The 13,711-nt window shown below is 62.8% G+C and carries 11 protein-coding genes; 10 read left to right on the forward strand and 1 reads right to left on the reverse strand.

Annotated elements, in window-relative coordinates; genetic code table 11:
- The first annotated feature begins 104 nt into the window (after nt 1–104).
- Both KJQ12_RS10340 and KJQ12_RS10345 read left to right on the forward strand, forming a co-directional pair.
- A complete protein-coding gene (locus KJQ12_RS10340) occupies nt 105–917 on the forward strand; it encodes a carbon-nitrogen family hydrolase (protein ID WP_213484605.1) in 813 nt (270 codons plus the stop codon).
- 162 nt (nt 918–1,079) lie between these two features.
- A complete protein-coding gene (locus KJQ12_RS10345; RefSeq protein WP_213484606.1) occupies nt 1,080–2,504 on the forward strand; it encodes an arsenic transporter in 1,425 nt (474 codons plus the stop codon).
- 49 nt (nt 2,505–2,553) lie between these two features.
- Here the strand turns inward: KJQ12_RS10345 and KJQ12_RS10350 are convergent, their stop codons facing one another.
- The gene (locus tag KJQ12_RS10350; protein WP_213484607.1) at nt 2,554–3,474 is read right to left on the reverse strand and encodes a LysR family transcriptional regulator; all 921 of its coding nucleotides are present in this window, start codon (nt 3,472–3,474) and stop codon (nt 2,554–2,556) included.
- Nucleotides 3,475–3,656: 182 nt separating this feature from the next.
- On the opposite strand from KJQ12_RS10350, the gene leuC reads away from it, so the two are divergent.
- The 8 genes from leuC to KJQ12_RS10390 all read left to right on the forward strand — a co-directional run.
- Nucleotides 3,657–5,075: a 3-isopropylmalate dehydratase large subunit gene (leuC, locus tag KJQ12_RS10355; protein WP_213484608.1), complete on the forward strand. Its 1,419-nt coding sequence runs from the start codon at nt 3,657–3,659 to the stop codon at nt 5,073–5,075.
- A gap of 31 nt (nt 5,076–5,106) precedes the next feature.
- On the forward strand, nt 5,107–5,706 hold the full coding sequence (gene leuD / locus KJQ12_RS10360; protein ID WP_213484609.1) for a 3-isopropylmalate dehydratase small subunit: 600 nt from the start codon (nt 5,107–5,109) through the stop codon (nt 5,704–5,706).
- Nucleotides 5,707–5,939: 233 nt separating this feature from the next.
- Nucleotides 5,940–7,379, forward strand: a complete 1,440-nt coding sequence (locus KJQ12_RS10365; RefSeq protein WP_213484610.1) for an N-acetylmuramoyl-L-alanine amidase — start codon at nt 5,940–5,942, stop codon at nt 7,377–7,379.
- Nucleotides 7,380–7,392: 13 nt separating this feature from the next.
- Nucleotides 7,393–7,980 carry a GerMN domain-containing protein gene (locus KJQ12_RS10370; protein ID WP_244860556.1) on the forward strand — a complete coding sequence of 196 codons (588 nt, stop codon included), beginning with the start codon at nt 7,393–7,395 and terminating at the stop codon, nt 7,978–7,980.
- 56 nt (nt 7,981–8,036) lie between these two features.
- Complete coding sequence (locus KJQ12_RS10375) at nt 8,037–10,811, forward strand: S-layer homology domain-containing protein (protein ID WP_213484612.1); 2,775 nt, start codon at nt 8,037–8,039, stop codon at nt 10,809–10,811.
- 147 nt (nt 10,812–10,958) lie between these two features.
- Nucleotides 10,959–11,606, forward strand: a complete 648-nt coding sequence (gene nth / locus KJQ12_RS10380; protein ID WP_015254670.1) for an endonuclease III — start codon at nt 10,959–10,961, stop codon at nt 11,604–11,606.
- 57 nt (nt 11,607–11,663) lie between these two features.
- Nucleotides 11,664–11,915: a hypothetical protein gene (locus KJQ12_RS10385; protein ID WP_015254669.1), complete on the forward strand. Its 252-nt coding sequence runs from the start codon at nt 11,664–11,666 to the stop codon at nt 11,913–11,915.
- 28 nt (nt 11,916–11,943) lie between these two features.
- The coding region (locus KJQ12_RS10390) for a dynamin family protein (RefSeq protein ID WP_213484613.1) at nt 11,944–13,711 on the forward strand (1,768 nt) is incomplete at its 3' end.

A 13,711-nucleotide genomic window follows, 5' to 3' on the forward strand; every position in this document is an offset into this window, starting at 1 on the left:
CCTTGTCAGGGGTTGGGATGGAGGTTGCCGTTAGTGTTGCCAACTTGACATGACGCCATGTCAGGGTAATATGAGAAGAACACGGCAAATCAGGAGGCGGAGCGATGGGACGGAAAATGCGGATTTCCCTCGTGCAGATGCACGTGGATGCGGGCAGCCCGGAGGCGAATTTCGGACGGGCGGCCGAACGGATGGAGCAGGCGGCGGCGGACAAGCCGGACTTGATCGTCCTGCCCGAAATGTGGAACACCGGCTATGCGCTGGAGGTAATCGGAACGATTGCCGATCCGGCAGGCGAGCGGACAAAGGCGTTCGCATCCGATTTCAGCCGCCGGCACGGCGTGAACGTGATTGCCGGTTCGATCGCGGAGCGCCGGGAGGACGGCGTCTACAACACGATCCGGATTTTCGGCAGGGACGGAGAGCCGGCCGGCGAATACGACAAAATCCATCTGTTCCGGCTGATGGACGAGGAGAAGCATCTGAGGCCCGGACAGCGGATCGGCCTTGCGGAAATCGACGGCGTGCGTGCGGGCGTCATGATCTGTTACGACATCCGCTTCCCCGAACTGGCGCGGACGCTTGCGCTTGCGGGCGCCAGACTGCTGGTCGTGCCGGCGGAATGGCCGCACCCCCGCCTGGAGCATTGGCGGACGCTGCTCCGGGCGCGGGCGATCGAAAATCAGATGTACGTCGCGGCTTGCAACCGGGTCGGGTCCAGCAACGGAACGGATTTCTTCGGCCATTCGATGATCATCGATCCGTGGGGTGAAATCGTCGCGGAAGCGGGTGAAGAGGAGACGATCCTGACGGCGGAAATCGACCTGGAACTGGTGGAGGACGTGCGCCGGCGCATTCCCGTTTTCGAAGACCGGAGGCCGGCGCTGTACAAACTCGATGCCGGGCAGCCGGTATAGGCGGCGAAGCCGCGCCAACAAGCCCTTTTCCTTGCCTGACCGGCGGGGAGAAGGGCTTTGAAATTCCCGTTGTGCGCGGACGGGGAGCTGTGCGATAATGATCGACGGATTTTCGCGAATCGGTGCGCATGGCCGGAAGGCTGCGCGTGTGGGGGACGTCGATTGGCCGCGGTTGCCTTGTCCATTTTCATTGTCACGATTGCGCTCATTATTTGGCAGCCCAGGGGACTTCCTGTCGGCTGGACCGCGTCGGGGGGCGCCTTGCTGGCGCTCGCCGCCGGGGTGGTCAACTTGGGGGATGTCGGCGACGTTGCCGGGATCGTCTGGAATGCGACGCTCGCCCTCGTGGCCGTCATGCTCATCTCGTCGGTGTTGGAGAAAGCCGGCTTCTTCGAATGGGCCGCGCTGCATATGGCGCGGCGGGCGCGCGGCGACGGGCTGCGCATGTTTCTGCTGATCATCGTGCTCGGCGCGGCCGTATCCGCGCTGTTCACGAACGACGGCGGCATTCTGATCATGACGCCGATCGTGCTTGCCATGGTCCGCGCGCTCGATTTCGACGCCCGGACGGTCGTGCCGTTCGTGATGGCGACCGGATTCATCGCGGACACGACTTCGCTGCCGCTCGTCATCAGCAATCTGGTCAACATCATTTCCGCCGACTTCTTCGGCATCGGGTTTGCCGCATACGCGAGCCGGATGATCGTGCCGAATCTGGTCTCCGCCGCCGCCAGCCTGCTCGTCCTGTATCTGTATTTCCGGAAGAGCATCCCGGCCGGCTATGACTTGTCCCGGCTGAAGCATCCGAAGGAAGCGATCCGGGATCCGCGGATGTTCCGGTGGGCGTGGGCGGTGCTCGGCATTATGCTGGTCTCCCTGTTCGCCGGCGAAGCGCTAGACATTCCCGTATCGGCCCTGGTCGGCGCCGCCGCTGTCCTGCTGCTCGCCATCGCGCGGCGAAGTCCGGTCATCAACACGAAGCAGATTGTCAGGGAAGCGCCCTGGAGCATCGTCGTGTTCTCGATCGGGATGTACGTTGTCGTGTACGGTCTTCGGAACGCCGGACTGACCGACCTGCTGAGCCGCTTCATCGAACATGCCGCCGGATGGGGATGGTACGCGGCGACGATCGCGATGGGCCTGCTGGCGGCCGTGCTGTCTTCCGGCATGAACAATCTGCCGGCGGTCATGATCGGCGCGCTGGCCGTCTCCGGCACGGAGACCGGAGGCTTCATCCGCGAAGCGCTCATCTACGCGAATGTGATCGGTTCGGATCTGGGACCGAAAATGACGCCGATCGGCTCGCTCGCCACGCTGCTGTGGCTGCACGTGCTGTCCGCGAAGCAGGTGAAGATCGGGTGGGGGGATTATGTCAAAGCCGGCTTAATCCTGACCGTGCCGACGCTGCTTGCGACGCTGTCCGGTCTGGCCGCATGGCTGTATGCGCTCCACGAACTCCGTTGGAACGCCTGGCTCGCGATCGCGCTCATCGCCGCGGCGTTCGCCGCCATTGCGCTGGTTCGCAGCGTCGTAAAAGCGGCGAAGCTGCATCGGCACAAGCGGGGGCCTGCCGTATCCGGCCGCTGAGATTTCCGGCCGGCCGGAAAGCCCGCGCATTGCCGGCCTTCCCCGCCGGTCAGCCGCCGCTCTTGCCGGGCGACGGCGTGGCCGCTCCCGGGGCGGTCTCCCGAAGCGTCTCGATGAACGCCCGCGCCGCTTTCGACAGGTAGCGGCCGCTGCGGCTGGCGATGACGAGGGTGCGCGTCGGAGCGGACGCAAGCCGCAGGTAGACGGGCGAGAACGGCGTGCCGGGCGCCCGCGCCACCATCTGCGGCACGAAGGCGATGCCCATGCCGGCCGCGACCAGCGACTGCACCGTCTCGATGTTGCCGCTCTCGAACACGATGCGCGGCTCGATGCCGGCTTCAAGGCACAGGTCGAGCGTAATTTTGCGGAACCCCTGGCCTTTCTTCAGCACGATGAACGGCTCGCCGGACAGCTCCGCCACTTCCACGCCGCCGGTTCGCCCGGCCAGCCGATGGCGGGGCGGCACGGCGAGGATGATTTCTTCCTCGATCAGCGGCTCCCAGGTCAGCGAAGGATCGCCGAGGGGAAGCGAGAGGAGCGACAGGTCGGTCTGTCCGCCGGCCGTGAGCTGCTCCAGACGCGATGTCGTATCTTCGACAAGCGTCACTTCGATCTCGGGATAGCGCGCCCGGAAGACGGGCAGAACATGCGGCAGCACATGCGCACCCGTAATCGGGAGGCTGCCGACGATCAGCCGCCCTTTGCGCATTTGCGCGAGGTCGTCCATCTCCTGGCGGAGCTGCTCGACGGCATCCAGAATGACCGCCGCCTTCTCGATGAAGACGGTGCCGGCGTGGGTCGGCTCCACACTGTTCGTCGTGCGGCTGAACAGCAGGACGCCGAGTTCGTTCTCGAGCTTCGACAGCTGCTGGCTGAGCGAAGGCTGGGCGATATGCAGTTTCTCGGCGGCGCGGGAGAAGTTCCGCTCCTTCGCGAGCTGCACGACGTATTGCATTTGTCGCAAATCCACGAATCTTGCACGCTCCTTCAGGCAAGAAACCGTTTTTCGAATCAGAAAGCCGATGGTGCTATAGGTGAAACCTATTGCCTATATAGTTATTATATCTTTGTTCAATCAATGAGAACATGATAAGATAGAACCAGCATAGGCGGGACGCCGCGCTCCCGCGCAACCGACAATGGGGTGATCGCATGGCGAAGACAATGTACGAGAAAATCTGGGATAACCACGTCATTCATTCGGAGCAGGGCAAACCGAGCATTCTTTACATTGACCTTCATCTGGTGCACGAAGTGACGTCGCCGCAGGCGTTTGAAGGGCTGCGCATGGCCGGCCGCAAGGTCCGCCGTCCGGATCTGACCTTCGCGACGATGGACCACAACGTGCCGACGAAGGACCGGTTCAACATCACCGACCCGATCTCGAAGCAGCAGATCGACACGCTGACGAAGAACTGCCGCGACTTCGGCATCCGGCTGTTCGACCTGAACGACATCGACCAGGGCGTCGTGCACGTCATGGGTCCTGAGCTCGGGCTGACGCAGCCGGGCAAGACGATCGTGTGCGGCGACAGCCATACGTCGACGCACGGGGCGTTCGGCGCGCTGGCGTTCGGCATCGGCACGAGCGAAGTCGAGCACGTGCTGGCGACGCAATGTCTGCAGCAGGCGAAGTCGAAAACGATGGAAGTGCGCTTCGTCGGCAAGCGCAAGCCGGGCGTCACGGCGAAGGACATGATCCTCGGCCTGATCGCGAAGTACGGCACCGACTTTGCAACCGGCTACGTCATCGAGTACACGGGTGAAGCGATCCGCGAGCTCTCGATGGAAGAGCGGATGACGATCTGCAACATGTCGATCGAGGCGGGCGCCCGCGCCGGCATGATCGCGCCGGACGAGAAGACGTTCGAATATCTGCGCGGCCGCGAGTACGCGCCGAAGGGCGAAGATTTCGACCGGGCGGTCGAGTATTGGAAGACGCTCCGCACCGATGAAGGCGCCGTCTTCGACAAGGTCGTCGAGTTCGACGTCGAATCGCTCGTTCCGCAAGTCACCTGGGGCACGAGCCCGGGCATGGGCACGGACATCACGTCCAGCGTCCCGGATCCGGACAGCTTCCCGACGGAGAACGAACGGAAGGCCGCAGCCAAGGCGCTTGAATACATGGGCCTTACGCCGGGCACGCCGATGACGGAGATCGAAATCGACTATGTATTCATCGGCTCCTGCACGAACGGCCGGATCGAAGACCTGCGCGCAGCCGCCGAGATCGCCCGCGGCTACAAGGTGCATCCGCGCGTGACGGCGATCGTCGTGCCGGGCTCCGGCCGCGTCAAGATGCAGGCGGAGAAGGAAGGGCTCGACAAGATCTTCAAGGAAGCGGGCTTCGAATGGCGCGACGCGGGCTGCTCGATGTGCCTGGCGATGAATCCGGACGTGCTGCAGCCGGGCCAACGCTGCGCGTCGACGTCCAACCGGAACTTCGAAGGACGCCAGGGCCGCGGCGGCCGGACGCATCTCGTCTCGCCGGCCATGGCGGCGGCTGCGGCGATCATGGGCCGCTTCACCGACGTGCGGGATTGGAAGATCAAGACCGAAGTGTCGGTCTGATTCGCAAAGTGAACGGAGAGGAGCATACACGATGGAACCTTTCATCCGACATACGGGCATCGTCGCGCCGGTTGACCGCGTGAACGTCGACACGGACGCGATCGTGCCGAAGCAATTTCTGAAACGGATCGAGCGGAGCGGCTTCGGCCAGTTCCTGTTCTATGAATGGCGGTTTGACGAAAGCGGCAACCCGAATCCGGACTTCGAACTGAACAAGCCGCGTTACCAGGGCGCTTCCATTCTCATCTCGCGCGCGAACTTCGGCTGCGGCTCGTCCCGCGAGCACGCGCCGTGGGCCATTCTCGACTACGGTTTCAAAGTCGTCATCGCGCCGTCGTTCGCCGACATTTTCTACAACAACTGTTTCAAAAACGGCATTCTTCCGGTCACGCTGAGCGAGGAGCAGGTCGACGAGCTGTTCCGCCGCACGGCCGAGCATGAAGGCTACCAGCTCACGGTCGATCTGGAAGCGAAGAAAATCACCGACGGCCGCGGACTCGAAATCGGATTCGACCTCGACGAGCATCGCCGCCAGTTCCTGCTGCTCGGGCTCGACGACATCGGCCTGACGCTGCAGCATGAAGACAAGATTGCGGCGTACGAGGCAAGACGCGCGGCACAGCCGTTCTGATCGCGGACGGATAAGAGCCGTTCCGGATTTTCCGGAACGGCTTTCGTGCGTCAGGCGGCCGAAAATGCGCGAAATCACGCACGATCGGGAGATTTCGGGCGGTTTAGTCGTTCGGTCTCATCTTTTTCGACATCTCGCAACTTTTCTCGGGTACAGGCGTCTAAACGTTCAGACAAGCGTTCGGCTACATCAGCTTCTACGTTTGCAGTATTTCCGCAGCCAGAGGTGGACCCATGAAGAGAATTGTTGCGTTGCTGTCTCTGTTGTTCGCGCTCATTGCGCTGTATCCGGCCGAATCGCATGCCGCCGAGCCGCCGAGCCTGTACATGAACGGCGAACGGATCGCGGAAGGCGCGAGCCCGCGCGTCGTGAACAACTTCACGATGGTTCCCATCCGCGTCATCGCCGAAGATATCGGCTACACCGTCGACTGGACCGCCGGTACGGATCAGGTCCGCATCTCGAACGGCGGTTCGCTTATCGAACTGACCTTTGACAAGGATACCGCGCTGGTCGACGGCCGGGAACTCAAGCTCGGGGCCGCCGCGTTTGTCGACAAGGGCGTCACCTATGTGCCGCTCAGGTTTGTCGGAGAGCAGCTCGGTCTCCAGGTCTATTGGGATTCGTATTCGAAATCGGTTTTCCTGTACAATCCGCAATCGGCCAACCCGGATGAAGGTGATGCGGACGGCGATGAAGGAATTGGGACGGAAGATGGAGAAGTAAAGGAACCGGGCGGTGAAATGCCGGCCGTGCCGGAAGATGCGCTCGCCGTCGTGAAAGAGATCCAATTCGACGGCGCCCGACGCGTCACGGTGCTTTTCGAGGGTTCCATGACGCCGAACGAGCCGTTCTGGTCAGGCACGAAACTTGTCATCGACATGCCTTACGCCTCGCTTTCGCCGGAAATCATGGCGGACCTTGCAGCCCGGAAGGCGTCGCAGGCGGAACTGATCACCGACACGAGGGCGCTCGAACGCGTCCGCTATTCGTACTACAGCAGCCACCCTTCGACGGTTCGGGTCGTATTCGATCTGAAGGTGAGACAGGACTACGAGATCACGCTTGAAGAAGGCGCGCTTCATGTCGATTTCGTGCTGGAAGAATTGCCTGCGGCGGATCCGAACAAGAAGTACAAGGTCGTCATCGACGCGGGGCACGGCGGAGAAGATCCCGGCGCGCCGAGCGTGACCGGCGATTGGGAGAAGACGTTCAATCTGGCGGTCGCGCGCAAGGTGTACAAGCTGCTGGAGCAGGACAGCCAGATTACGCCTTACATGACGCGGAGCGACGACACGTACATCGGTTTGTACGAGCGGGCCGGCTACGCCAACGATCTCGGCGCGGACCTGTTCATCTCGATCCACGCCAACCGCTACACGTCGTCGGTCAGCGGCGTCGAGACCTACTACAACCGCGCGGAAAGTCTCAAGCTGGCGGAGGTGCTGCACAGGCATCTCGTCAAGGCGACCGGATTGCCGGACCGAAACGTGCGCAAGGCGAGTTTCGTCGTCATCCGGGAGACGAAGATGCCGGCCGTTCTGCTCGAATGCGGATACCTGTCGAACGAGAAGGACGCGAAGCTGCTGTTCACGGAATCGGTGCAGGACCGGATCGCCGAGGAGATCGTCGCCGGCATCAAGGAGTACCTGACAGCTTACGGAGGGAAGTGATCGCGTGCGGAAAATGTCGGGATTGACGGCGCTGCTCGTCGCCATGCTGCTGATCGCATCCTGCGGGAAAGGAACGGAACCGGCATTGCCCGGAAACGGGGCTGACACGAACACCCCGGCCGCGGGACAGAACGACGAGCCGGAGACGAAGCCGGAATCGGTGACGGTGAAGTACTATGTCTCGGACGAAGAGATGAACAGCCTGATCGAGAAACAGACGACGATTGAACCGGCGGAACCGGGGGAGGTTTACCGGCTGGCCATCGAGGCGCTCAAGCAGGAGGACGAGGCGGCCGGCGAATTTTCGCTGTGGAAAAACGCGATCTTCCGTCAGGTCGAACTGGACGGCGGCGTGCTGACGGTCGACATCTCGCTGCCCGGCGAAGCGCGCCTCGGTTCGATGGGCGAATCGCTGGCCCTCGAAGCGATTGCCCGGTCGGCGTTCCAGTTTGATGAAGTCGAAGCGCTCGAAATTCTGGTGGACGGCGAACAGGTCGAAAGTCTGATGGGGCATGAGGAGCTCCTCCATCCGATCGAGCGGGGAGCCTATCCGGACGACCTGAACTTCCGGACTGCGCAAGCCATGCAAGACGAGCCGTAATTGCAATAGCGAACCGGCGGATGCCGGTGAACTTGATGGGAGGGGAACGAACATTCATGGCAGTACATAATTGGAAGAAATGGCTGTCTGCCGCGCTTGTCTGTTCGATGCTGGCAGGCGGCGGCGCGGCCTATGCGGAGTCCGACGACGACGCGGCACAAACGGGGACGGAGGCGGAATCGCCGGACACCGGCGCGGATTCCGGAACGGACGGGGTTTCGGGCGGCGGAGACGAGGCTCCGCTGCCGGTATCGGGCGCCGGGTTCTCCGATGTTCCGAACAACCACTGGGCAAGAAAGCATATTACGAAGCTGAACCTTCAAGGCATTGTCCAGGGCTATGACGGCAAATTCAATCCCGCCGCGAGCGTCTCGCAGCAGGATGCGGTGCTCATGGCGCTTCGCTTCACCGGCGCGGCGGAGAAGGTCGATCCGGATACGCAGGTGCTGTTCCCGGATTCGTTCATTGTATCGGGCTACGCCAAGCCGTACGTCATGCAAGCGATCTATGAAGGGCTGATTGAGGAGAAGGAAGAGTTCCGCCTCGCGGAATCCGAACCGGACAAGGCATGGGGAACGAAACCGGCAACCCGGGAATGGGTGACGAAGCTGATCATCCGGGCGATCGGCGAGACGGCCAAGGCGGAAGCGATGGCCCGGGATCTGCCCGCGTTCGCGGATGCTTCGCTGATTTCCGACATGTACGTCGGCTATGTGAACGCCGCGGTCGAACTGGGCATTGTGAAAGGCATCTCGGCCGACCGGTTTGCCCCGAAAAATACGGTTTCCCGCGCCGAGCTGGCGACGATGCTGAGCCGCGCGCAATATCTGTATCCCGTCGAATACAAGCGGCAGCACAGCGGCATCCTGACTTCGCTGAGCGGCACGCAGCTGACGCTTGCGCATGAGGACGGCACGACGCAGACGTTCACAATCGATTCGGATACGGCCGTGTACCGTTTTGATTCCGAGAGCGCATCCTCGCTTGCGAATCTGAAACTCTATACGCAGGCGGCCGTCATCGCGGACGGCCGGCGGGCGCTCTACGTCGAACAGATGGACAATGAGGAGCGGCTGGAGAAGACGACCGGCGTCATCGTCAGCATCGATTCTTCCGAGCGGCTGCTGTATGTGAAAGTCGGCACGCCCGTCGTGACCATTCCATACGAGAGCGACCTGGCCGTCCTGGACCGCGCAGGAAGCAATCTCGGGCTGTCTGCGCTGGCCGAGAACAGCGAAGTCGACATCTTCCGCGAGACGTTCAGCGAGTCGAAGCGGGCGGTGCGGATCGAGCTGAAGTCCGCGCCGGTCAACAAGCAGGGACGGGGCAAAATCGTCAGCATCCAGCCCGGCGTAATCGAAATTGCCGACGACGGCGCCGAAGCGGCGGAAACCTGGGATATCGCGGCCGCGGCGGTCATTTCGAGACAGGGATCGCCGGCCACGCTGTCCGATCTCCGCAGCGGCGATGTCGTCTCGTACACGGTGAAGAACGGCGCGATCACGCAAATTGCGGTCGAATCCGGCGCTTCGCGGACGGTGACCGGCCTGTTCGACGGATTCAGCGCCGACCGCAGTTCGATCATCTATACCGTGAACAACAAGAAGGAAGTCAGCGATCTCGCTTCCGGCGCGACGCTGGAAATTCCGGGATTTGCCGCCGCGTCCTGGGACGACCTGTACAAGGACGACCAGATCGAGCTGACCCTTGACGGCAGCGACAAGGTGACGGCGATCAAAGTGGTCGGCCGGAACATTACGACGGTGGGCGGCGCGACGATCGTCAACCTGTCGAACGACACGCTGACGTTCAAGGACCAGAACGGCAAACCCGCCGCCGTTACCCTGAACAGCAAGACAAGGATCGAAATGAACAATTCGTATCTGTCGCTGGATGCGGCCAGAATGTTTTTCGTTGCAGGCCGCAAAGTGACGATTACGTATTCGGAAGACCAGGCGATCACGATCCGTTTCGCTTACCGCCATACCGGCACGCTGCAGTCACTGAATACGGCCGGCTCAAGCATCGTACTCAAGCTTGATGACGGCAGCACGGTGACCATCCCGTACCAGACGCCGGCGGTCCAGATCCCCGGCAAGGCGGGCGCGACGATCTCGGATCTCAAGCCCGGCGACCGGGTCACCGTACAGCTTGATCAGAATCTCGACAAGGCGCTTGCCATTCTGGCGCACCGCGTCGTGCAGATGAATGTGGCATCCGTCGACGCGTCCGCCCGCAAGGTGCGGCTCACTTCGGAAGCCGGCGTGACGAGCGAGTACACGCTCTCGGCCGATACCCGTCTACTGGACGAAAACGGCAGCAGCCTAACGCTGTCCCAGCTGGCGGCGGGCCGGACGGTGAACGCCGAGTTCGCCGGCAGCGATCTGATCCAGCTGCAGACGGTTATCGTGAAAGTGGGCAAGATCGTCTCGACTTCGCCGGGCGCCGTCTCGTTCGCGGCTTACGGCGGTTCGGTCGAGGATATCGCGCTCGGCTCGAACTTCAAGATCGTCAAGAACGGCGTCGTCTCGACGTCCACGGCCGCGCTGGCCGCGAATGACCGCGTCGAGATCCGGACGAACGAGTCGGGCGAATACGTCGTGACGGTCATCGCCGGACAGGTGAAGACGTTCTGGAAGTATGACGCCGCCGCGAACGAGATTCAGGTGCGCAAGACCAGCCTGAACGATCAGAACCAGTACAAGCTGTCGAACGATACGCTCATTACGTCCGGCGGGCAGACGATCGCCGTCACCTCGCTGAAGATGGACGACAAGATCGCCCTGTACATTCATAACGGCAAGCTGCTTGAAATCGAAAAGCTGAATTGACCCGTGCCGCCCCGCGCGTCCGCAAGGATGCCGGGGCGGTTTCTTTCGCACATATTGCGGCTGCCGGTATTTTTCGATACACTACGAACGAATGCTGTCGGCAGGCGTCTGAAGATGCGGACGGGTTTAAGCGGGAGTGGTGAAGCGATGAAGCCGGACAAGATGCGCACTATTTTGGACACGATCGCCGGAATGTTCCCCGATGCGCATTGCGAGCTGGTGCACAGCAATCCGTTCGAACTGACGATTGCGGTGCTGCTCTCCGCGCAGTGCACGGACGAGACCGTGAACAAGGTTACGGCGGATCTGTTCAAGAAATACAAACGGCCCGAAGACTATCTGGCTGTGCCGATCGAGGAGCTCGAGCAGGATATCCGCCGCATCGGCCTGTACCGGAACAAGGCGGCCAATATCCAGAAGCTGTGCCGCATGCTGATCGAGAAGCACGGCGGCGAAGTGCCCCGCGACTACGAATCGCTCGTCGAACTGCCGGGCGTCGGCCGCAAGACGGCGAACGTCGTCATCTCCAACGCGTTCGGCGTGCCGGCGATCGCCGTCGATACGCATGTGGAGCGGGTATCGAAGCGGCTCGGCATTGCGAAGCCCGACGATTCGGTGCTGGAAGTCGAGAAGAAGCTGATGCGGCTCGTGCCGCGGGACGAATGGACGATCACGCATCACCGGCTGATTTTCTTCGGCCGCTACCATTGCAAGGCGCAGCGCCCGAACTGTCCGGAATGTCCGCTGCTCGATCTGTGCAAGGAAGGAAAAAAGCGCATGAGGCCGTCGGGCTGACGGCATACTATTCGGAGATACACGCATTCGACATCGAAGACAGAGGTGAGCCGCGCAATGCGTTGTATATCCGTCTATACGCGCGACTTCGGATCGTTCTCGGATCTGTACGAACAGATTCTCGTCTCGCCGCCGGCCGAGAACGAAGAGATCGTGCTGGAAGGCATCACGGTCAGCGGCGCGGGCGAGGTGCCCGAAGGCTACATCGAACGGCTGCGGGAGCGGCCGGATGTGGTCGTCATGAAAGAACGGACGCACGGCGCGACAATTTTGCAGCACGGCGATCTGTTCGAGATTTGTCTGCCCTGACGGGGGCCGGCATGGAGAGGAGAAGAACGTGGGGAACCAAGGGGAGCTTGCGGCGCGCATTTCCGCCGCGCTGGACGATATTCGGCAACAAATGATCGCGGCCGGAGACGGTACGCATGCGCAGCGGGTCGGCGGACTGATCGGCAAACTGGCCGAGCCCTTCGCGCAGGTAGCGTTCTGCGGCCATTTTTCCGCGGGCAAATCGACGCTGGTCAACCGGCTGTGCGGCAGCCGGCTGCTGCCGTCCAATCCGATTCCGACGAGCGCGAACGTCGTCACGATCCGGCACGGCGAGCCGAAGGCGGTCATTCGGCTGGCGCGGGACGGCCGGCGCGAGACGACGACCGTGCCGCTTGACGAGCTGGAAGCGCATTGCCGGGACGGCGAAGGCGTGGAGTCGATCGAACTGTATCATCCGGCCGCGCTGCTTGAAGGCGGGGTGGCGCTTCTCGATACGCCGGGCATCGACTCGACGGACGACGCGCACAAACTGGCGACAGAGTCGGCGCTTCATCTCGCCGATGTCGTCTGCTATGTGATGGACTACAATCACGTGCAGTCGGAGATCAACTTCGAATTCGCGAAGCGGCTGGCCGACTGGGGTAAGCCGCTTGTGCTCATCGTCAGCCAGGTGGACAAACACCGCGAGGCGGAATTGCCGTTCGCGGCCTATCGCAAGAGCGTCGAGACGGCGTTCGCCGACTGGAATCTGTCGCCGTCGGCGATTCTGTACATCTCGAACCGGCAGCCGGACCATCCGTATGACCAATTCGAGGCGCTGCAGGCGCTGCTGGCCGGCATCGCCAAGATGAAGGAGGAGCTGAGCGCATACAGCGTCCTCAGTTCGGCGCGCTATCTGATCGCCGAGCACGGCCGCTGGCTCGAAGCGCGGTCCGAAGGGGAGCGGCAGCGGCTCATCGAGGCCGCAGGCGGCGAAGAGGCGATGACGGCGGTGCGGGCCGAGCTTGACGCGCTGCGCCGCGAGCTGGAGGAGCTGAAGCGCGGACCGGAAGAGCTGAGACTCAGGCTCCGCCGCGAAACGCAATCGCTGCTCGACAACGCGAATGTGATGCCCGCCGCGGTGCGTGATCTGGCCGGCGCGATGCTGGAGAGCCGCAAGCCGGGATTCCGCGCGGGGCTGCTGTTCGCAGGCGCGAAGACCGCGGCGGAGAAGGCGAACCGGATGCGGCGGTTCGTGGACGAGCTGAACAACCAGGCGAAGGCGGCGGCCGAATGGCATTTGAAAGCGATGCTTCGGCAGGCGGCCGAACAGCTCGACTGGCGGGGCGATACGGTCGAGCGCGAGCTGATCGATCCGGTCGGCTTCGAGTTGACCGAGGCGCAAGCGGAGTCGCTGATCAAGCCGGGCGCGGTGTTCGGCAATGAATATACGATGACGTACAGCCGGGATGTGGCCGAAGCGGTGAAAGCCGGGTATCGCGAGCGGGCCTGGGCGGCCATCGACCGGCTGGCCGAAGCCGCCGCCGCGCGCGCGGAAGCCGCGGCATCCGCCGCGGCGGAGAAGCTGGCGGCGCTGGCGGAGCAGGCGCGCGCACTGGACGCGCTCGAGGCGCTCGACGCGGAGCGGCTCGGGGCGCTGGCCCGCCTCGAAGCGCTGCTGCCGGAGACGCCCCCGCGTCCGGCGCTGCCGAAGGTCGAAGCGCCGGACGCAGCGCCGGCTGAAGCAGCGCAGACCGCGCCGGTGCGCGCGGCGGTGGATCTGTCCGCCGCGGTGAACGCAGGCGCCGCGGCCGGCCCGGCCGATCGGCCGCGGCGGTCCGGCGTGCCCGCGCCGG

The sequence above is a fragment of the Thermobacillus xylanilyticus genome, assembly GCF_907165215.1.
GTDB classification, from domain to species: domain Bacteria; phylum Bacillota; class Bacilli; order Paenibacillales; family Paenibacillaceae; genus Thermobacillus; species Thermobacillus xylanilyticus.

Coding starts and splice junctions, on each gene's coding strand:
- KJQ12_RS10340 (WP_213484605.1), top strand. CDS start 105: ATGGGACGGAAAATGCGGATTTCCCTCGTGCAGATGCACGTGGATGCG.
- leuD (WP_213484609.1), top strand. CDS start 5,107: ATGGAACCTTTCATCCGACATACGGGCATCGTCGCGCCGGTTGACCGC.
- KJQ12_RS10365 (WP_213484610.1), top strand. CDS start 5,940: ATGAAGAGAATTGTTGCGTTGCTGTCTCTGTTGTTCGCGCTCATTGCG.
- nth (WP_015254670.1), top strand. CDS start 10,959: ATGAAGCCGGACAAGATGCGCACTATTTTGGACACGATCGCCGGAATG.
- KJQ12_RS10370 (WP_244860556.1), top strand. CDS start 7,393: ATGTCGGGATTGACGGCGCTGCTCGTCGCCATGCTGCTGATCGCATCC.
- KJQ12_RS10385 (WP_015254669.1), top strand. CDS start 11,664: ATGCGTTGTATATCCGTCTATACGCGCGACTTCGGATCGTTCTCGGAT.
- KJQ12_RS10375 (WP_213484612.1), top strand. CDS start 8,037: ATGGCAGTACATAATTGGAAGAAATGGCTGTCTGCCGCGCTTGTCTGT.
- leuC (WP_213484608.1), top strand. CDS start 3,657: ATGGCGAAGACAATGTACGAGAAAATCTGGGATAACCACGTCATTCAT.